Source organism: Dissulfurimicrobium hydrothermale (genome assembly GCF_022026155.1).
GTDB lineage: Bacteria > Desulfobacterota > Dissulfuribacteria > Dissulfuribacterales > Sh68 > Dissulfurimicrobium > Dissulfurimicrobium hydrothermale.
This window is the reverse complement of the sequence record NZ_CP085041.1, coordinates 1045564-1066145: the sequence shown is the minus strand read 5'-3', so window position 1 is coordinate 1066145 and position 20582 is coordinate 1045564. Positions and strand designations below refer to the sequence as shown.

The 20582-nt window shown below is 50.7% G+C and carries 17 protein-coding genes; all 17 read right to left on the bottom strand.

Annotated features, from left to right (window positions below; translation table 11 throughout):
• Positions 1–10 precede the first annotated feature (10 nt).
• Entirely contained in the window at positions 11–1234 is a 1224-nt protein-coding gene (gene ftsA / locus LGS26_RS05185) for a cell division protein FtsA (protein WP_237887593.1), read from the bottom strand.
• 8 nt (positions 1235–1242) lie between these two features.
• Positions 1243–2070: a cell division protein FtsQ/DivIB gene (locus tag LGS26_RS05180; RefSeq protein WP_237887591.1), complete on the bottom strand. Its 828-nt coding sequence runs from the start codon at positions 2068–2070 to the stop codon at positions 1243–1245.
• A complete protein-coding gene (gene murB / locus LGS26_RS05175) occupies positions 2067–2975 on the bottom strand; it encodes a UDP-N-acetylmuramate dehydrogenase (RefSeq protein WP_237887588.1) in 909 nt (302 codons plus the stop codon). The genes LGS26_RS05180 and murB overlap by 4 nt, the downstream gene beginning before the upstream one ends.
• A complete protein-coding gene (murC, locus tag LGS26_RS05170) occupies positions 2965–4359 on the bottom strand; it encodes a UDP-N-acetylmuramate--L-alanine ligase (protein WP_237887586.1) in 1395 nt (464 codons plus the stop codon). Before murC ends, murB begins: the two co-directional genes overlap by 11 nt.
• 15 nt (positions 4360–4374) lie before the next feature.
• Complete coding sequence (gene murG, locus LGS26_RS05165; RefSeq protein ID WP_237887584.1) at positions 4375–5514, bottom strand: undecaprenyldiphospho-muramoylpentapeptide beta-N-acetylglucosaminyltransferase; 1140 nt, start codon at positions 5512–5514, stop codon at positions 4375–4377.
• A 55-nt stretch (positions 5515–5569) separates the two neighbouring features.
• Positions 5570–6991, bottom strand: coding sequence for a UDP-N-acetylmuramoyl-L-alanine--D-glutamate ligase (gene murD, locus LGS26_RS05160; protein ID WP_237887582.1), 1422 nt, complete (start codon positions 6989–6991; stop codon positions 5570–5572).
• A gap of 11 nt (positions 6992–7002) precedes the next feature.
• Entirely contained in the window at positions 7003–8082 is a 1080-nt protein-coding gene (gene mraY / locus LGS26_RS05155) for a phospho-N-acetylmuramoyl-pentapeptide-transferase (RefSeq protein ID WP_237887580.1), read from the bottom strand.
• Positions 8079–11015: a UDP-N-acetylmuramoyl-L-alanyl-D-glutamate--2,6-diaminopimelate ligase gene (locus LGS26_RS05150; protein ID WP_237887578.1), complete on the bottom strand. Its 2937-nt coding sequence runs from the start codon at positions 11013–11015 to the stop codon at positions 8079–8081. The genes mraY and LGS26_RS05150 overlap by 4 nt, the downstream gene beginning before the upstream one ends.
• On the bottom strand, positions 11005–12612 hold the full coding sequence (locus tag LGS26_RS05145; protein WP_237887576.1) for a penicillin-binding transpeptidase domain-containing protein: 1608 nt from the start codon (positions 12610–12612) through the stop codon (positions 11005–11007). The genes LGS26_RS05150 and LGS26_RS05145 overlap by 11 nt, the downstream gene beginning before the upstream one ends.
• A 260-nt stretch (positions 12613–12872) precedes the next feature.
• Positions 12873–13235, bottom strand: a complete 363-nt coding sequence (locus LGS26_RS05140) for a hypothetical protein (protein WP_237887575.1) — start codon at positions 13233–13235, stop codon at positions 12873–12875.
• A gap of 16 nt (positions 13236–13251) precedes the next feature.
• Positions 13252–14163, bottom strand: coding sequence for a 16S rRNA (cytosine(1402)-N(4))-methyltransferase RsmH (gene rsmH, locus LGS26_RS05135; RefSeq protein WP_237887573.1), 912 nt, complete (start codon positions 14161–14163; stop codon positions 13252–13254).
• A 7-nt stretch (positions 14164–14170) separates the two neighbouring features.
• Positions 14171–14620 (bottom strand): division/cell wall cluster transcriptional repressor MraZ, encoded by a 450-nt coding sequence (gene mraZ, locus LGS26_RS05130; RefSeq protein ID WP_237887572.1) that lies wholly within the window; start codon positions 14618–14620, stop codon positions 14171–14173.
• Positions 14621–14959: 339 nt separating this feature from the next.
• Positions 14960–15412 (bottom strand): flagellar protein FlaG, encoded by a 453-nt coding sequence (locus LGS26_RS05125; RefSeq protein ID WP_237887571.1) that lies wholly within the window; start codon positions 15410–15412, stop codon positions 14960–14962.
• Positions 15399–15809 (bottom strand): hypothetical protein, encoded by a 411-nt coding sequence (locus LGS26_RS05120; RefSeq protein ID WP_237887570.1) that lies wholly within the window; start codon positions 15807–15809, stop codon positions 15399–15401. The genes LGS26_RS05125 and LGS26_RS05120 overlap by 14 nt, the downstream gene beginning before the upstream one ends.
• Before the next feature lie 11 nt (positions 15810–15820).
• Positions 15821–16357: a flagellar export chaperone FliS gene (locus LGS26_RS05115; RefSeq protein WP_237887569.1), complete on the bottom strand. Its 537-nt coding sequence runs from the start codon at positions 16355–16357 to the stop codon at positions 15821–15823.
• Positions 16358–16383: 26 nt separating this feature from the next.
• Positions 16384–17766, bottom strand: coding sequence for a flagellar filament capping protein FliD (gene fliD, locus LGS26_RS05110; protein WP_237887568.1), 1383 nt, complete (start codon positions 17764–17766; stop codon positions 16384–16386).
• Between the two features lie 65 nt (positions 17767–17831).
• Positions 17832–20258: a flagellin N-terminal helical domain-containing protein gene (locus LGS26_RS05105; RefSeq protein WP_237887567.1), complete on the bottom strand. Its 2427-nt coding sequence runs from the start codon at positions 20256–20258 to the stop codon at positions 17832–17834.
• Between the last annotated feature and the right edge of the window lie 324 nt (positions 20259–20582).

The following is a 20582-nucleotide window of genomic DNA, read 5'->3' as shown; positions in this document are numbered from 1 at the left end:
ACCAAAACATTTAAATCTTGAACCATGACCTCATACGTCCGGTTACCCTATTGAAGATATTGCCGTCCCTTATGTGGAACTTCTTGTCTGGCTTGTTGTCCAACTCATAGAGCACAAGACCTACAGCTGTCGCAAACATCGGTGAATTAACCATATCAACCAGACCCGATATGCGCCTCGGATAGCCGATCCTAGTGGGTAGCTGGAAAATCTGATCTGCCATCTCGCTGAGTCCGGCCACCAAGGCTGAACCGCCTGTAATCACCAGCCCCGAAGTCAATGAATCCTTTAGCCCGGTGCGTTGGATTTCCTGATCCAGTAGGCCGAATATCTCTTCGACACGGGGCTCAAGTATCTCAGCGAGCACCTGTCTGGAAAGGAGTCTTGGCTTACGTCCGCCGACACTCGGAACCTCTATATTTTCATCTCTAGATACTAACGAACTCAAACAGCAACCGTGAAGGACCTTGATCTTCTCAGCGTCGGCCATCGGCGTCTTGAGGCCGACGGCAATGTCATTGGTAAGATTATTGCCGCCAAGCCCAAGGATGGAAGAATGTCTGATGGTACCATCGACGAACAACGCCACGTCAGTAGTACCTCCACCAAAATCAATAAGCCCAACCCCGAGATCCTTTTCCTCCTGTGTAAGCACAGCTGAGGCAGAGGCCAGGGGTTGAAGAACTATATCCGATACATCAAGACCTGCCCGGTTGGTGCACTTAACAAGGTTCTGGACGGCCGTTACAGCCCCTGTGACTATGTGTACCCTAGCCTCAAGCCTCACGCCTGTCATGCCCACAGGATCCATGATACCGCCCTGATCATCCACAATATATTCCTGGGGAAGCACATGAAGTATATCCCTGTCAAGCGGGATGGCAACCGCCTTTGCCGCATCTAGGACCCTTTCTATATCTTCCTGACTGACTTCCTGGCCCTTTATGGCTATTACACCATGGCTGTTAATACCTTTTATGTGGCTACCTGCTATGCCTATACAAACGGAATCTATCTCCATCCCGGCCATACGCTCTGCGTCTTCAACCGCTTTTCTTATGGACTTCACCGTACTTTCCACATTTATTACCACACCTTTTTTAAGGCCGATTGATGGATGAAAGCCCACCCCGATTATCTCTATGCCATCCTCTCTGACCTCTCCTACCACAGCGCATATCTTCGTAGTGCCGATATCAAGGCCAACCAATATATCACAAGGTCTTTCGGCCATTTGGTCTCCTAGTCTTTAAGTCTTGCCACTGCCATATCCTGGCCGTAATCAAGGTCAATACTTGCGACCCTTTCATATTTGCCAGATCTATAAAGCTGGAAAAGTATCTTTTCAGCCCTTGCAAATTGTGTCTTGATGTTATGTGCCTTAAAATGAATGAGGGTATCGTGATCCACCGTATAGAGCATTAGATCACCGTTGTTTGTAATTATTATCTTCTTGATGTTGCCAGCACCCAAGGTCCTCGTACCTTGTCCAGCCATTGTTATGAGCTCCGAGGCCTTCATTGCAAACCCTGAAAGGATGCCCCTCTTGGCATCCATATGATCAGCGCCGGTTATCACAGGCAGAGATCCGACCTCTGCTGGCGCAGCCTCTTTGAAAACGGCCCCGGTACCGTCCACTAGATACATCTTACCGCCTGATTCCATAGCGGCAACCGGAACACGCTCCTTAATCATAATAATCAGCCGGTCAGGCAGCCTGCGCCTGACCTCTGCCTTCTTGACCCAAGGATACCTTTCTATAGCGCTTTTGATTGAATCCAAATTGACGGCCAAGATATTGGTCCTGGAGGTTAGGCCAGTCAGTCTGAGAAGATCTTCATGGCTCATGTGCGGTCCACCCTCAACCAGTATCTTATTTAGACAAAAATACCGGCTATGACACATCCAATGCCATGAACCATAACCGACCGCCAATACCAAAAAGATAAAAAAAGATCTTTTTAACAGCAGGAAGTTAGTCTTAAAAAAGATCGATACCCCGTGGATCTTTCTATCAGCCAGCCTTTGATGTATGCCCTTGCCACCCCTGTAAGAAGTCCTGACATTCATTGTCTCATACCCCAAATTGCAACCTCAGGCGCAAGTTCTATACCTGTAATTGACCTGACCGTGTCTTTAACGATATCCATGAGTCCGATCACATCAGCAGAACTTGCGCCACCCCTGTTGATGATAAAGTTTGCATGGATGAACGAAACCTCTGCGCCTCCCACCGCAAGACCCTTAAGTCCGCATAGGTCTATCAGCCTCCCAGCCGAATCACCTGGAGGATTTTTAAAAATACACCCTGCACTAGGCCTTCCTAAGGGCTGGGTTTTGGTCCTCTTTTTCATCAAGGCCCTTATCTCCGAATAGATGCTTGACCGCTCCTTCTGAAAAAGACGCAGCCTCACCATCGACACAACAGCACCACTAGGCACTTCAAGACTCCGATAGCCGTATTCGAGCCTGTCACCAGACACCCAGCAACTCCCGCCTGGTCCTGTGAAACATACTGAATGGAGTATATGTGCAATACACCATGTCCCGGCCCCTGCATTCATCTTAACCGCACCGCCAACGCTCCCCGGAATGCCGCAGAGACCCTCAAGGCCAGAAAGCCCCCTGGCTGATGTCCACGAGATAAGTCTGCCAAGCCCGTGGCCAGCCTCTACGGTCAGGATGGACCCGCCACTTTCATCCGGGACAAGATCCCTTAATGCATTAAGGGCCGCAAGGGAAATCACCGCCTCAACGCCCTTGTCGTCGATCAGGAGATTGCTCCCACGACCGAGTATCTTGTAGGCGACGCCCTTATCTTGAAGACAGGCCAACGCCGCTTCAAGCGCAGCTATCCGCCTCGGCCTCACGAAGATCTTTGCCCTGCCGCCTATACGAAAGGTGGTAAGAGGCGCAAGGGGCAGGTCTCTGAAGAGCTCGATGCCGTCTATTTTTGCAAGATCTCTAAAGGGCAACCGCCATCTCCTTTGACCCTAATTTGCTCAATATCATCCGACCGATCTGTCCTATTGAACCGGCCCCAAGGGTAAAAACCACATCTCCTGGACGAAGCGAACCAGTCACTGCATCCGGAAGATCGCTACACGCCTTGACAAAATGCACAGACATCGCCGACCTGTCTTTTATAACCCTTGAAAGACGCTCGCCGCTTACGCCAACTATGGGGGTCTCACTCGCCGGGTATATCTCGGTTATCCAGACCTCGTCCGCCTCTTTAAAGGCCACGGCAAATTCGTCCATAAGGGCCTTGGTCCTGGAATAACGATGCGGCTCAAAGAGTACGACGAACCTCCTGTCAGGCCAACACGACCTGGCCGCCTTGAGAGTAGCCTCAATCTCAGTCGGGTGATGGGCATAATCATCCACCACCGTTATGCCATCAATATCACCAAGAACCTCAAAGCGCCTGCCTACACCTTCATAGGCGTTCAGCCCATTTTTTATACACTCAAATGGTATTTCAAGTTCAAGTCCTACAGCCATGGCGGCAAGCGAATTGCGCAGATAATGAAGACCTGGGACCTTCATATCTATGCGGCCCAATCTGGACCCACGCCAAAATGCGATATAAGACACCCCCATACCGCCAAAGGATATATCCCTCGCCTCAAGTTCGGCGCCATTTCCTATGCCATATGTCATGACACGCTTCTTTATCCTGGGAAGTATCAGCCGGCTCATGGCATCATCATTACAAAGTATGGCCAGTCCATAAAACGGCACTCGTCCGAGAAAGGCCGTAAAGGCATCCAATATATCATCCTTGCATGAATAGTAATCCAAATGCTCCATGTCTATATTGGTCACCACGGCGATACTCGGCGTGAGGTGCAGAAAGCTTCCATCGCTCTCATCGGCCTCGGCCACCACAAATTCACCCTGTCCCCAGCAGGCGTTCGCGCCAAGACTCTTTACCTTGCCTCCGATCACAACTGTAGGATCAAGACCGCCTGAATTCAACACCGATGCCACCATAGATGTAGTGCTTGTCTTCCCATGCGCGCCGGCAACAGCTATGCCGAATTTTTTCAACCGCATGATCTCCGCCAGCATCTCTGCCCTGGGAATGACAGGTACTCCCTTTGCCATGGCTGCCCTGATCTCTGGGTTCGACTCCTTTACAGCAGAAGAATAGACCACTACATCCGCCCCTTCGACATTTTTGGCCTCATGACCCTTGTATACAACGCCGCCCATCTGGACAAGGGACCTAGTTATCTCGGTCTCTCGCAGGTCCGACCCCGAGACATCATATCCAAGGCCCAAAAGGAGCCTTGCAAGTCCACTCATGCCTATCCCGCCTATACCAACAAAATGTATATGCTGTTTCTTATACATGATCCACCGTGATTGTTATCTTTTAACCGCCATATCCACAAGAATCGAGGCTATGGCCTTTGCTGCATCAGGCCTGCCCATCTCCTTGGCCTTCTCGGCCATCTTTTTAAGACTGGTTTGATCTTCCAGCAAGGCCTGTATCTCCGAGGCCATCTTTACGGCCCCGATATCTTCTTCACAAAAATATATGGCCCCGCCGGCATCCGCAAGCGCCTTTGCATTGGCATCTTGATGTCTATCCGCTGCAGCTGGATAGGGAATAAGAACAGATGGCTTGCCAAGGGCCGTAAGCTCTGCAATAGTACCGGCCCCGGCCCTGCAGACAACGAGATCGGCCCATGAATATGCCATGGCCATGTCATTTATGAACGGATAGACCACAGCCTTGACCCCGACCTCATCATATAAAGACCTCACCGCCTCGAGGTCGACAGGACCTGTCTGGTGCATTATCTCAAGCCTGACGCCTGATTTTGAAAGCAACGCAACGGCTGAACTTGCAAGCCTGTTCAAACCCCTTGCACCCTGGCTCCCTCCTATTATCAAAAGCCTCAAAGGAGCACCAGCCGCCCTTGCCTCTTCTTTATAATTAAACAACAATGATGGACGGACAGGGTTCCCCGTAACAACAGTCTTGGCCTTCGGAAAAGCCATTTCCGCCTGTTCAAAGCTCAAGAGGACGGCATTTACAAATCTAGCTGCAATTCGGTTGGCAAGGCCGGGTACCAGATTCTGCTCATGCAGTACGGTGGGCATCCCCAAGATCCTTGCAGCCAGCAGTACAGGCCCTGAGACATAGCCTCCTACACCGAATACTATATCGGGTCTGAAATCCCTGAGCCACACAAATGACCTTGATATATGATACGGTAGACCCAAAATGGATCTGGCCATGCCGAACCCGCCTACTCCAAGAAGGGGCCTAACTTCAAGCACACGATAACGCCAAGGCCGATCCTTCAAGACCTCTTTCTCAACCGGACGTCCTGCACCTATCCACATGACCTCTACGGGAGACACCTCCGAAAGCGCCTCAACCACCGCAATTCCAGGAAAGACATGACCGCCTGTGCCGCCGCCTGCTACAACAAGCCTCAAAGGAGCACCCCTCCCATCAACCTGCCTTTCCATATACTCCCCACCAATGACCGACACAAAGACCCGCTGTCCAGCCAGACCTTTATAGTCCGCAACGCATCGCTGGTGTCATTTATACCTCGAGCTCAAGAACCGCCTTTTTAAAGGCAAGCCCGCGTTCCCTATAATCTTCAAACATATCGAAACTTGCACAGGCTGGGGAGAGGAGCACTGCGCCGCCATCCTCCGCATTGAGTGCGGCCAGCCTTACGGCCTCCCGCATAGCCTGCCATCCGTCTGTCTCGACGATCTCAAATACAGGAACGGCCACGCCCACGGCATCTTTGATAACCGACGCCTCCTCGCCCATAAGCACAAAGGCGCTGACCCGACCCGACTCTGCATAGTGGCGAAGTGGGCTGTAATCTTCGCCCTTACCCCTTCCGCCGGCTATTAGTACAACAGGCCCGTCTATTGACTCAATGGCCTTGATCACAGAGACAACATTCGTCCCTTTCGAGTCATCATAATAATTTATCCCATTCTTTGTAGCTACCCATTCTATCCTGTGGGGCGGGGCCTTGAATGTTGAAATAACCTCCTGCACGACAGCGGGCCCGATACCAGACACCCTTGCGATTAGAATAGCTGCGGCGAGATTCTCAAGATTGTGGATACCCTTAAGCCCCCAATTTTTAAGCGAATAGACCTCATCAGACCCACCGATCGATTCGGGCAACCTTAATATGATTTGTCCGCTTTCGCGTCTTATCAGCGCCCCGTGAAGACCGTGATCGCAACGACCGAAAATGAGCCGCTTTGCCATACCCCTGTCCCTAAAAGGCAAAAGGTTGGGGTCGTCGCCGTTCATGACGGCCCAATCGGAACCGGTCTGGAATTTGAACAGACTCGCCTTGCTTTCCCCGTATGCCGCAAGGCCAGGGTAACGATCCAGGTGATCGGGCGACAAGTTCAAAAATGCAGCTATATTAAATCTTGGCGGCCTAAACCAACCGCGATTCAAGGAAAAGGCGTCAAGCTGAAAACTACTGACCTCCAAAACAGCCGCCTCGCCGCTATTGTATTCATCGTGTTGCAAAAAACCCAATAACGGCACCCCAATATTGCCAGCCGTAACATGGGGCAGTCCAGCAGTCTTAAACATCTCCCCCACCAGGCTCGTGGTAGTGGTTTTGCCATTTGTCCCTGTAATCGCAATCAATGGCCCACGCCATAACGAAACAGCCAGCGCAAGCTCTCCAGTAATGGGTATCCCATACTCCAGCGTCGATCTTACGACATGGGCATCAAGCGGTATCCCTGGACTCACAATAACCATATCAGCTGAAAGGCAGGTCTTGGGATCATTTTTGCCCGCCTCTATGCCCACCCCTCTTGCCCTTGCCCATTCGATAAAATCAGATGGCCAACGCCCAATAGGTTTAAGATCACTTACAACCACCATGGCCCCGCGGGATTCAGCCCACTTTGCAGCGGCCTCACCGGATGCCCCTATCCCCAAAACCACTATCTTTTTGCCCCTCAGATCCATCATCTGTATATGATTTACCGCAATTTCAGGGTACTTATGGCCAAAAGGCCGAGGATTATGGCTACTATCCAGAACCTCACTATGACCTTGGGCTCATTGACCCCCAAGAGCTCAAAATGGTGATGAAGCGGCGCCATCTTAAATACCCTCCTGCCGCCCGTAGCCTTGTAATATCCCACCTGGATTATCACCGACAAGGCCTCCACTACAAAGATACCCCCCACAATAACCAACAGGAGCTCCTGTTTTATCAAGACCGCCACTGTACCCAACGCGCCTCCCATGGCCAAGGAACCTGAATCCCCCATAAAGATGCTTGCCGGATAGGAATTATACCATAAAAACCCGAGCCCGGCCCCAACCATCGCCCCACAGAAAACCGCAAGCTCGCCCGCCCCTGGAACGTAAGGGATCTGAAGATATTCGGCTATAACAACATGGCCGGCAAGATAGCTGAAAAGAGTATAGACTGCGGCAGCCACTACGAATGGCCCGGTGGCGAGACCGTCCAGCCCATCCGTCAGATTCACGGCATTAGATGCACCAATCACCACCAGCATGGCGAAAAAAAAATAGAACATCCCAATATCGGGTCGTATGTTTTTGAAGAATGGGATGCTCAGATACGAGCCCCAATACCCATCAACAAAGAGGATATAGCCAGCAACAGCGCAGAAAAAGGCCTGGCAGACAAGCTTCCATCGCCCTGGCAATCCTCTGGAATTGCGCCTTTTGATCTTCAAGATGTCGTCGGCCAGACCTATTGCCCCGAACCCCAAAAGGACTATAAGACATATCCAAATATATATCTCTTTGAGATCGGCCCACAAAAGCGTGGAAAAGGCTATCGCCCCTACTATAAGGACACCGCCAGTACTTGGCGTCCCGGCCTTTGAAAGATGGGCCTTAGGACCGTCTTGCCTTATCACCTGCCCCATCTGCATCGCCCTGAGCCTCTTAATGAACCAATCGCCCAAAAGAAAGACCACGAGAAATGCCATAACCGTCGCATAGATAGTACGGAATGTTATATAGCGAAAGACATTGAAAACGGGCCAGAATTCATGAAGGGGGTAAAGCAGATAAAAGATCACGACACACCTCTTTCTTTTGCAAAGGCAGCCCTTATAACCCCAGAGACCCTATCGCATCTGACCCCTCTAGACCCCTTTACGAGTATGGTGCATGGACATGAAAATATACCGGCTCCTCTACGGTCAAGACAACTGCTAAGCCAATGCATCAATGCATCCATGTCATCAAAGGCAAACGCCTCAACCCCGGCCTTCCTTGCCTCCTCTGCAACGACGGTTGAAAACTCACCCATGGAAACTAGCAGATCAACCCCTGAAAGACCTGCCTTTCTACCCAGATCCTGATGAAAAGACACAGATCTCTTGCCGAGCTCCAGCATATCGCCCAAAATCGCTATCTTTTTACCCCTGCCCCAAACTGACAGCGTCTCAAGGGCCATGGCCATCGATGCTGGATTGGCATTGTAGCTATCGTCGATCAGATAAAAATCACAGCCTAGATCTTCAAGCCCCATGCGCCCATGCAGCCCTTTCATTTCTTGCAGACCTGCCGTTATCTCGTCGTCTGTGAGGCCTATGGCATATGCCGCCGCAGCTGCGGCAACAACGTTTTGAACATTGGCTGTGCCTATGAGCGGGATATCGGACCTCACCAAATGACCTGCGATATCGATCTCGATATAGAAAGCGGCATCCAGAGGCGACCACGAGACTAGAAAGACATCTGGGCGACCCCCCCCTCTTGACCCACCCGTTACGGAATAGAAGACCTTTCTGCAGTCGATGGCACGGGAAACCTCCAAAACAAGCGGGTCATCAAGGTTGACGACGGCCGTTCCGTCTTTACCCAAGGCCTTGAAAACCTCACCCTTCTCCCTTGCCACGCCTTCAAGATCGCCGAGCCCTTCGAGGTGTACAGGTCTGATGTTTGTTATGAGCGCCGCATCAGGACCTGCAATCTCTACAAGTCTTGCAATCTCACCAGGCCGGTTCATACCCATCTCAAGGACCGCCCAGTCGTCCCCTTCCCTGGCCTCAAAAAGACTCAATGGAAGGCCTATCAAGTTGTTGAAGTTGCCCTTTGTCTTTACAACCCTCCATCTCTTCTGAAAGATAGATGCTATGGCCTCCTTTGTAGTGGTCTTACCGCAGCTCCCAGTTATCGCAAACACACCCAGTCCAAGGCGCTTCCTGTACCACGAAGCCAGGTCTCCAAAGGCATTCAGGACGTCATGGACGGCGAGAAGCGGAGCATCGGTCGAAACGTCCTTTAAAAGCGACATGTCTTCATGCGATACAATCGCACCACAGGCACCTTTCTTAATTGCCTCACACACAAAGTCCCTTCCATCAAAACGCCCACCTTTAAACGCCCAAAATAGATCCTTAGGCAAGATGGATCTCGTGTCTGTGGATATACCACCGATCAGCACCTTTTCCAGCTGCACACTGACCCCATTCGATCCCTTGCCATATACGACCTCGGCTCCTATAGCGCTTGCAACCTGACACAAAGAAATCCGTGGCCCGAAGGCCTCCCTCAAGACCTCTCTGTCATCAAAATAAATCCTTTCATCCCCTATGATCTGATATGTCTCATGCCCCTTTCCTGCAACCAAGACGCAATCGCCGGTCTCGGCTCTGGCAGCCGCCCAAAAAATAGCCTCACGCCTGTCTGGAATAACCTCCACATGCGCCGAATAGCCATCTCTCTCTCCGGCAGGGATCTCCGCCAGACCCTGAAGCATCTGATTCAATATGAAGGCCGGATCCTCACCTCGCGGGTTGTCAGAAGTAAAGACAGCAATATCGGAGTATCTCGCCGCAATCCTGGCCATAATCGGCCTCTTGCCCTGATCTCTGTCACCTCCGCATCCGACCACACATATGATCCGCCCTATAGCGAGATTGGACAGGGTCTTTAAGACATTCTCCAATGCATCTGGGGTATGGGCATAATCAACCAATGCCGTGATGTCTCTTTGGTGGATGGCCACCGGCTCAAGCCTCCCTGGGACTTTATCAAGACATTCTATTCCGCGTCTGACAATATTAAGATCAATGCCAAGACCGGCGGCTGCACCGATCGCACCGAGGATATTTGATAGATTATGTCTGCCTATAAGCCTTGATTTGATATCAATTTCACCAAAGGGGGTTGAGATCCTTGCCTTAAGCCCTGCAAGACTCGATTCAAAAGATTCGGGCCATATATCAGCACTACGGTCGAAACCATAACTGATCCTCCGGTTGCCGGATCCATCGATCATAGCCCAGAGCCTCAATCCATAAGGATCATCCAGGTTTATCACAGACAGACCCACCTTATATTCGGTAAAAAGCCTGGCCTTTGTAAGAAAATAGGCCTCCATATCATGGTGATAGTCCAGGTGATCCCGTGTTAGATTAGTAAATACTGCCACCTTAAACTCACACCCTTCTACCCTCTTCTGGTCTATGGCGTGGGAAGAGACCTCCATTGCCACAGCCTTTACCCCGCCCCTCAACATCTCTGCAAGACAGGCCTGGATCGCCGCAGAATCGGGCGTAGTGAGCTCCGAGGCGGTCTCCATTCCAGCATATCTCATGCTTATAGTCCCTATAACACCTGGATTCAGATCGGCCTCTCTGAATATCGACTCCAGAAGATAAGTAACCGTAGTCTTTCCATTGGTTCCTGTAACCCCTACCACTATAAGCCGTTTGGATGGCTCTCCATAAAAAATACTGGCTAATCTGGCGAATACACCCCTTGGATCATCAACACCGAATATCTTAACCCCACCCCTATTCAGACCCTTCAATCGACAGGCACCCTCATGGGAAGTCACAACCACCCCGGCCCCGTTCTTTATTGCATCAGCTACAAAATTCAAACCATCTCTCTTTGTGCCAGGCATGGCCACGAATACAAATCCAGGCCGCACCTTTTTCGAATTGCAAGTGACACCTGCCGCATCGTCCAGGATGGCTAAGATCTCTTTATCTCTCATTTTTTTGGATATTCATCTCTAACGGCAATTTGGCCGCAGCCATAGCTACCCTTTTTATACCTCCAAAGACCTCTTTATACATGGCTGGGTCCCCCCTCACATTGTCAAGGACGACTATATAACATACAACAGGATTATCGACAGGCCAGAAACCGAGCGCAACGATCTGTGCGATTCCCTTGGTGCTGCCAGGCTCGTCGTGTAGCCTGATGCTAAAAACCGGATCGCCGTCAAGGCGTCCCAGCTTCTCTCTGAACCCAGACGCCAACGCCTCAGCAGACTGTATGGAACGACCGCCGGACAAGATGCCACTTTCAAGGTGGGTCTTCTGGCCCTTCCCGACATATTCAAAGGCGACATGAGGCCAAACAAGCTTGCCGCCGTTTATGAGGGCGCAAAAGGCGCGGAGCATCTGCACAGGGCTTGCGGCCATACCTTGGAGCAAAAGGTCGTCCCATGAATACGGAGGACTCGACGGCAGGCGCCCCATCTCCTCATCAGGCAGATCAATACCAGTAAGCTGTCCGAAGCCAAGTCTCCACATGTCGTTAAGCGCACTGGCGTCGAAACCGACCGATTTGATCTCGTTGCTCGTCCATGGTCCAAATATGCCGAATTTATCACTTATGTTGACCAAATTAAACCTTTCGGTTCGAACGGTCGACACAGACGGTTGAACCTGACCACCTTGATCTGAACCGCCCTGCAGTTCCTGCGAGGATCTTTCTTTGGAAATCCAGTTGACAAAGACAAAAAACATCGATGGATCCACCTCGGCCTTTATTGCATAATTGCTGAATCCGCCCCCATCTTGATCATTTTGCCAGCATTTTCCCTGCTCCCATACGGGTCTTACGGCCATGGCCAATATCTGACCTGTATTCACACCCATGACAATCATACAACCCTTTTCACCTTTCATTCTGGTCAGCTCCGAACCAAGCTCCTCCTCTGCCATGGACTGTACACCTCTTTCGATGGTAAGATGCAGGCTGCAACCTGGTGCTTCGGGATCTTTACACTCCATAGCACCGAGTCTCTTGTCATAGAAGGCCTCCACGCCCTCAAGGCCGTTTCCATCATGGTCAGTAAAACCAAGGATCTGGACGGCAAGACCTCCATAAGGATAAAAACGTCTGTATTCCCCGGCGACGCCTATGCCTGAGATATCGGCGGCCTTCAATCCCTGCACCTCCGCCTCACTAAGCCCGCTCTTCAACCAAACAAAGTTGCGTGTGGAAAATACCCTGTCCTTTATCTCGCCTTCAGGGATGCCAAGTATGCCCGAAACCTTCGCAATCCAGTCATCCCCTGACGGAACAAGAGCAGGTTTTACATAAGCCGACATCGTCATGGCATTGGCGGCGAGGACTACTCCACTCCTGTCAAAGATCCAGCCGCGCTCTGCTCCGCTGTCGATATAGATACCGCCACCCCCTGCTCTGCGTCCTTTTGGGGCAAAAAAGCATTCCATGCCGAGCTCGCTCAATACAGGCCAGACAAAATAGGCCGTTACCAACACGGCCGCTACGCAAACCATCACAACCAATGGGAGGACCGTACGACGTTTTCTTTTTTTTCTTCTGACGGTAGCCATATGAACCCACTACAAAACAACGGTAATTGGTCTTTAGGTAAGCTGGAAGACGAGATAGATAAACCAACATCCATCAATCAAACCGGAATCCGAAGTTGCGGAGCGGGTTCTATATTGTTCACAGCAGCCATAGCAACGGCCGATTAAAGACAGCCGTTTATTACCCCATCCTCTTCATTCAGGAACCAGAAAAAGTTGATCCGTCTGCAAAACGGGCGATCCATATGTAGAGGCGCTTACTGATATAGCGACCTGTCCGGCTAATCTTCCAACCTTACGATCTGACTGCCTTCCGGTTTATGGAGTCCAAGTCTCTGTGCCGCAAGAGCCAACCTTTCGGGTGCCATAAGCCGCTCTTCAGCCTCTTTCAATGTCTTGAATCTGGCGTCAAGCTGCGCTGATTCCCTCTCGAGCATGGCAAGGTCGTTTGAGACACTACGTATCTCATAACCAGACCAGAGGCTCAGCGAAAATATAAAAAGGGCGAAAACGGCGGCCAATATCTCCTTTAAGGAAAACCTCAGATCCCTGACCGCAAGACCGGTCAATATATCCCTTCTTCCAAAAGCCACATAGGTCTGTCTGTGAGACGACACCCGAAGGACAGATGCACGGTAAGTCATGATCTTTCTCCTCTCTTTACAATTTTTTGCATGAATTGGTCAAAAACTGTGAATCAACCCTCTCGGCTATGCGAAGCCTCGCACTCCTTGCCCTTGGATTGACAGCCAACTCAACTGGGCTGGCGACAATCGGCCTCTTTGTCACCCGAATTAGGCGACTGTCGCTCCTAAACGCATCCTTCACCATACGGTCTTCGAGCGAATGAAACGAAATTACGCAGAGACGCCCACCGATCTTGAGACATGAAGGGAGAAGATCAAGCGCCTCTTTCAAATTCTCAAGTTCCCTGTTTACAGCTATGCGAAGGGCCTGAAACGTCCTTGTGGCAGGATGCATCTTTGCACCCTGTACCCTTCGGGGTACCACCCCAGCCACTATCCTGGCCAGATCTAAAGAAGTAACGACTGGTGCTGATCTCCGCCGCTCAACAATAGCCTCCGCTATCCTCTTGGCCCAACGCTCTTCACCATATGTGCGTATGAGTGTCTCAAGCTCACAAGCAGGCAGCTCGTTGACCATATCGGCGGCCGTAATAGTAAAGGAATTGTCCATCCTCATATCCAAAGGCTCGTCTTTCATAAAACTGAACCCCTTGCCGCTCTTTTCGAGCTGGTATGAGGACATGCCTAGGTCAAGCAGCATTCCATCCACCTTGTCTATGCCCATATCAACCAAGATGTCTGAAAGTACGGAAAAGTTTCCGCACACGAGATGTATCTTCTCACCAAAACGAGCGAGACGTTCACTGGCCCTCAATACGGCGTCGGCGTCGAGATCAAGGCCTATGAGCAGCCCTATCTCGCCATGCCTCTCAAGGATGGCCTCGGCATGCCCCCCCATTCCGACCGTACCGTCCACATAAATGCCTCCATTCTTGATGCATAGCCCATCGATTACCTCATCGACCAATACCGGTATATGATCCATGGCCGTATCACGTCTTGTTGGTCCCAATGGTTGAGATGAGGCGGCTGTACTGGTCAAAGTTTTCCTTTGCCCTACGCAACTCTTCATCCAGGCGTTCCTTGCTCCATATCTCAAAGTATTTGAGCATACCCGAAAGGACCACCTCCTTACCTATCCCTGCATCCTCCCGGAGTGTTGCCGGTATAAGTATCCTGCCGTGCGAATCCATGTTGCACTCTATGCCGCCAGCCAAAAAATACCTTTGAAAAGAAACGACCTCAGGCGGCGCAAGTTTGAAATTACTAAAGCTCTCTTCAAGCTCTCGCCATTCATCAAGCGGATAGGCTGCAAGACAGTTGGGAAGGTTTGTGACGATCAACCGGCCGTCGTATTTGGTCTTCAAGACATCTCTGAGTCTTGCTGGTATGCTCAGGCGGCCTTTTTCATCTAGTGTGTGAACTGAACGGCCTCTAAACACCAGTTACCCCCTTCTTCCCACTTCATCCCACTTTGATCCACTATATTGAAACAACAACCCACCTGTCAAGCTTTTTTTGGAGAAAAAAAGTAATTAGCGTACAAATGAGCGAATATGGACATTTAAACGAAACAATAGCCTCAATAAGCCGTATTCATCTAGCAAATGGTCCGGATTGCTTTAAGATTTAGGAAGTTTTGTCTAGGGAGGTGAAATAAGAAAAAAATAAAATTTTTATACAGGAGGGTATAGGTAAGCAGTACAGGCAGATCACGCCGACTTTTCTAACAAGGTAATTGCCCGGTGGATTTGAAACCCCTTTCGCTTCCTTACTTTATGTCAAGCCTTCTCGTTCAGAAAGACACCCTTTGCAAGGTCTTTGAATGCCGCCCTGATCTCCAATAATTGTTCGGGCGGAAACTGCCGCAACACCTCGCCGTTGTCTTTTTTTATGACCTGCACCACAGGCTCACCGTATTTGGGATCTATCTTGAATATCAACTTAGTGTTCATTAAATCCAGCTGCGACTGTATCTCCTTTACAGCCGCCTCTATATCGCTCTTGCCGATGGCCTTCTTATCGCCGCCACCCGTCTTGGCCGAAACGCCCGACCTTCCGACGCCCATGCTGGCTATATTATTATTGGACGTCTCTACACCCTTGGCTGCCTGCTGATCTTTGTTGAGTGGGCGGCCTTCGACGTGCATCTCTTGACCCGTTTGATTTTCAACACCTATTTTCGTTATGCCATTTACAGTCAGTTCCATAGCCGTTCCCTCAACGCCCGCCAAGACCGAACCTCTGATAGCCTTTAAGGGCGTCCCTGCCTTTGCTTAACCTCTCTAGCTCACCGACGATCCTCACCTTCTCGAGCGACAGGGCCTGATAAAGCATACTCTCCTTTTCAATCAAACGTCCGATGCGTGTCCTCCACGACTCAGCAGTGTCAAGCGGATAGATACCACATTTCAAGCCATTATTGAATACACTCAGCAGATCCTTTATGAGCATGCATCCCTTACCGCGCTCGTCCTCCCACCAGTGCATTTCATTAAACATCTCAAGCGGCCTTTCCTTGAGACCTGCAAGGAATCCGTCTTGAAGGTCTTCAAAGGCACAAAACGCCTCCTCAAGTCTCTTAAAAAGGCCGTCTCCCCCAACTTCCGGCACATATTCGTCTTGATCCATAAGAAACTCCTTCAGCCCTTGCACGAAAAACCGCACGCATACGCAGCTACACCAGCCTGGCCCTGATGCCCTCCTGCAATTGCCCTATCAACGGCATCACCTGTTCTAATACGGTTCGGCCCAACAGCCCTGTCATCACGCACAAAATCGCGGCCTTCATCGGGTATGGCGCGCAGGGTCTGGATGCTTGGCATCACCTCGGTCTGCCAGATATGCCTTAACTGTGCGAGATATTTTATGGCCGTATTCAAGGTCTTTTCATCATTAGTGAGGTTCACCTTCGGAAGTTCGACCAGCATGGCAGCATAAAGCCCCCTCAGAAAACCAGCGGCCTCATTTTCGCCCCGGACCGCACCCATCAGCTCCGAAACAACGGCAATCACCCTGCCCAATGCCTCGCCCCTCATTGCTATATCCCCAGTCCTTATACCTTCTCTGGCCATGTAGAGGCCTTTAAGCCCAGCATCATACAACATGAGGATCAATTTATATGGATCGGTTGTGAGTATGTCTGTCTTTTCATAAGCCTGAGTATATACAGTTTTCATATCTATGCCCTCAAAAAATTTATCGTTTACGTCTTCTTGACCCCTGTGATAGCATCGAATTGTGAGGTCAAAAAGGAGCTGATCGAATTCATACTGCTCATGAATGAATCCAATTGGGTAAACTGTTTGGTCAAAATATCGTATTTCTTGTTAAGCCTATCGGTTGCGTCGCTTATCTGCTGATTGATCTGATTTATACGTGTCTGCGAGGCCGCTTGTTCCGTAGCCAGGACACCGCTGCCCGCTTCAGTGATGCTGCCGAGCCTGTCGTTTACCAGACTCGCAAAACCCGTAACGCCTGTCTTGCCAAGAAAAAAGGTCTGCACCTCATTGAAATGCGTAGCGAGCGCATTATCCAGTGTGGATTCGTCAATACTGATCGTCCCGTCCCTCGTTATGTTCAGGCCGAGATCATACATCGATTTTATGGAACCACCGGTATCCACTTGGGTGCTAAGGAGATCCGTCAACTGACCCGATAGGGCCCGCATCGTACCATTATCAGTTAAAAGACCGGGGGTCGGACCATTTGGACCGTTTGTATAACCTGTCTGATCCCTGATGGATTTTATACTGCTGTTAAATCCGTTTACCAGATTGATGATAGCGCTTCTGAGATCGGCTGTGCTCGAGCTTATCGATATGGAGCTCGTCCCCGGTTTAAGGATGTTTAACGTTACTCCGTTTATAATGTCTGTAATGCCTGTATTTGTACCTCTCTGATACGTCGCCCCATCTACAACTATCTGTGCATTAAGCGAGGCCCCCAATGCACCCTGTATCTCTGTCATAGCATAACCTGATAGCTGGGTGTCTATGTATATCCTTGACGTCTCGCCTGTAGTATTGGCCTTAAGCACCAAGTGATATGGGTTTGTTGCACCCCCATCGTTTATCACAGAGGCCGTCACCCCTGGATTACGCTGGTCGTTGTTTATGAGATCGGCAAGGCCCTGAAGCGTGGTCCCATTAGGCACGGTAAGGCTGATGGTTGCACCTGTCCCTACATGATAGGCAAAGGTCTGGCTAGCACCGGAACTGTTGATCACCGTCGTCGGGGCGCCAACCCCCACGCCCTGCCATAGACTTGCTGTGGCGATGCTGTTCACCGTTATCTGATGTGTCCCTATATCGGCGCCGTCGGAAACGCTTGCCGATAGCACGCCCTCAGGCCCAACAGAGATATCGCGTTTGATGAACGTGGACTGCAGACTCAAACTCAAGGCCTGGGACTTTATGCCTAAGAGGCCCTGATCGATGGCATTGAATGCATTGTATTGATCTTGGACCCTAGACTCCTCTGCCTTTAGATTGTTTATGGGCGCCTCGTCGGCCTGACGCATCTGATCGAGGATATTTTGGAGCTGAAGCCCTGAACCCACTCCAAGAGATGTAATGATGCCCGTCATAATCTTACCTCATTATGGCCTAATTATCGGGCGGCCCGGAGGCCGCCCTTGTTGTCAACCAGTAACTACTGCAGGAGTTTCAGCACGCCTTGCGCGGTTGCATTGGCCTGAGCCAAAGCGAACGTGCCGGCCTGGGAGAGTATCTGCATCTTTGAGAAATTTGAAGACTCAGCTGCGAAGTCCACATCTCTTATCTGGCTCTCCGCCGACTGTACGTTCACCTGGGTGGCGGTCAGGTTCGCTATAGTGCTGGTGAGTTGATTCTGTACGGAACCAAGTCCGGCCTTAATGGCGTTTATGTTTTGGAGCGCCGAATCGGCTATGGCCATACCAAGCTGCGCGCCATCCTGGGTGGTGACGTTTATATCGCTCAAGGCCTCCTTAACTATACCAGTCACCTGTGTCCCAGATACACCACCTGGGTTGGCGGCAAGTATGGAATTGGCCGCGATGGTCGAGTTGTACGTTGCATTGTACTTCAGGGTCATCGTGTTGTTGAGGTAGTTGGTTCCGTATGTAGTGTACTGTTTTTCAAGCACCGTACCCGCTGTAAGCGTCTTGGTTGCGCCACTACTGCCAGATACGAATACGACCATATTATTAGTGAGCACCGTACCTGCAGCCATAGTTGACATGGAGGCAAGGGTCGAGCCGGCAGCAAGTGTCATATCACCGTTCAAGGTTAGAGCACTGCTTACTGTCGTATTCGCTCCAAGCGTTGAGCCGGTGGCGATACTAGAGGTATCAGTTAGGGTTGAACCTGCCTTTACCAACATGGAAGAGGTAAGCGTCGCACTCTGGGTGGCAGCCAATGCAAAGTTTCCACCTATGGTGGAACCTGCAACTATACTCAGGCCAGCAGCGTTTTTAATAGTAGAGCCTGCCTTCAAAATCATGTCGTTATTGACATTGGTGATACTGGCTGTTGTGACGTCACCGCCTATGGATGAACCAGACGTAAATGAACTGTTCGCCGCAAACGACGAACCGCCCTTTGCAATCATATCGGCCTGGAGGGTGACGTCTGCCGTCAAGGTTGCATCAGCGTTCAATACGGTACCTGCGGCTATTGTGCCGCCGGCGGTCTGGATGGCCGTGGTGACGAGCGTCCCGGCCTTGAGCAGTGTACCTGATTTAAGCAGACTTCCAGCCTTCAACGTACTGTCGTTTGTAGTGGATACGGCATTTGCGGTAACTGTCCCGCCAAGGACCGAACCTTGCTTGATCACGGTAGCCGAGGCCAGCACAGATCCAGCCTTTATGGTACTGTCTTGGGTTGTTGTTATGTCAGCTGAATTATTTGTACTTGTTAAGGTAAAGCCCAAGGTGCTCCCGGCTTTGAACGATGAAGCCGACCCCAGTACAGATCCTGCTGTAAGGGTTGAGTCGATAGTCGTTGTAGTGGCGCCTTTGACCTGAAGATTTGACGTTATAGCAAGCGCCGCACCACCCGCAAGGTCTGTGATCTTCATGTCATTTGCGCCCGACTGAAAGAGCTTTATGTAACCGAACGTGCTCATATTGCTTCCGGCAAGGACCGTGCCCGTATCACCTGTAACCTGAATGGCCCTGCCATCAGTTGAACTCAGGGTAAGCATCCCTGCGCCGTCTACGCTTGCCACGATGCCGTGCTGTGCAGTCTTTGCATTGATGGCATTTACAAGGGAGCCGTCAGCATCATTTGCTTGCACTGTTACAGCACCGATAACGATGCCGTTTATGGCGAAGTCGCTGCCGGTGGAACCGGCGGCCACAGGGGCTGCACTGGTACTCTTTACAACAGCCTGAGCGGTTATACCGGTGGTGTCGGAGACCTTGTTGATGGCATCTGCCAAGGCACGCATGCCGTTTGCCGCCGAGTTGTTGTACTGGAGATCCACCGAGTTGATGGCGACATCTGTATTTAGGATATTGCTGTGGATACTGAGCTGTACATTGCCGCCCGAAGCGTTCGTTAGTTGGAGCTGACCGGTCACGACCTGCCCTATCTTGTTGGATTCGCTGGAACCTATGTTGACCTCGACTGTCTCGCCAGTGAAGGCGCCTACCTGGAACTTCTTGTTCGCGAAGTTACCTGTAAGCAGCTTCATGCCGTTAAATGATGTAGTCCTGGCAATGGCGTCCAATTCGGCCATCAACTTCGATATGTCGGACTGGAGGGCATTCCTGGACGTGGTTGTCTGGCTGTCTGCCGCGGCCTGCGTGGCCTTGGTTTTGATGGTGTTGATGATATGCACCGCCTCGTCAAGCGCGCCATCTGCGATCTGAACGACGCTTATACCGTCATTTGCATTTCTAATGGCCTGTCCTAGGCTAAGGGCCTGGGCATGCATGACATTGGCGATGGACATACCTGACGCATCGTCTGCTGATTTGTTTATCCTCAAACCTGTTGAGAGCCTCTCCAGTGACGTCTGCAGTGAATCACTTGTCTTCTGGAGATTATTGTGCGCATAAAGCGCAGCGATGTTAGTGTTGATACTGAGCGACATAAGAAACCTCCTTGTTTTTGTCTTTCTTCCCGGGACCGGGCGTCCTTGCCCGCCGGATCTTTTAGTAGATCTTTAAACCTTATCTTGTCTTTCAAGGCATCGGACTTAAATCTTCAACCTCCTTTCCGCCCTGTTTTGCCTTTTATTTCTCTATTCGGCAGATAGTCCCACAGACTTTAAAAATACCTATTTTAAATTGACTGGAATTTCCCTGTCCTTTCCCTTCCCTTGGCCGGAAAGGCAGTTTTTAGTTCTTTTCCTTTTATTGGCAGGAAGGGGTTAAGGAAGGCATATACTATGGAGCCATAAGATCAAACCGTGGAC

Bases quoted from the DNA above. Each gene is read 5' to 3' on its own strand.
- ftsA (WP_237887593.1), bottom strand. From the start codon at position 1,234: ATGGCCGAAAGACCTTGTGATATATTGGTTGGCCTTGATATCGGCACT.
- LGS26_RS05145 (WP_237887576.1), bottom strand. From the start codon at position 12,612: ATGGCTACCGTCAGAAGAAAAAAAAGAAAACGTCGTACGGTCCTCCCA.
- murD (WP_237887582.1), bottom strand. From the start codon at position 6,991: ATGATGGATCTGAGGGGCAAAAAGATAGTGGTTTTGGGGATAGGGGCA.
- fliD (WP_237887568.1), bottom strand. From the start codon at position 17,766: ATGACGGGCATCATTACATCTCTTGGAGTGGGTTCAGGGCTTCAGCTC.
- LGS26_RS05180 (WP_237887591.1), bottom strand. From the start codon at position 2,070: ATGAATGTCAGGACTTCTTACAGGGGTGGCAAGGGCATACATCAAAGG.
- LGS26_RS05150 (WP_237887578.1), bottom strand. From the start codon at position 11,015: ATGAGAGATAAAGAGATCTTAGCCATCCTGGACGATGCGGCAGGTGTC.
- LGS26_RS05140 (WP_237887575.1), bottom strand. From the start codon at position 13,235: ATGACTTACCGTGCATCTGTCCTTCGGGTGTCGTCTCACAGACAGACC.
- LGS26_RS05115 (WP_237887569.1), bottom strand. From the start codon at position 16,357: ATGAAAACTGTATATACTCAGGCTTATGAAAAGACAGACATACTCACA.
- LGS26_RS05105 (WP_237887567.1), bottom strand. From the start codon at position 20,258: ATGTCGCTCAGTATCAACACTAACATCGCTGCGCTTTATGCGCACAAT.
- rsmH (WP_237887573.1), bottom strand. From the start codon at position 14,163: ATGGATCATATACCGGTATTGGTCGATGAGGTAATCGATGGGCTATGC.
- murC (WP_237887586.1), bottom strand. From the start codon at position 4,359: ATGTATAAGAAACAGCATATACATTTTGTTGGTATAGGCGGGATAGGC.
- LGS26_RS05120 (WP_237887570.1), bottom strand. From the start codon at position 15,809: ATGGATCAAGACGAATATGTGCCGGAAGTTGGGGGAGACGGCCTTTTT.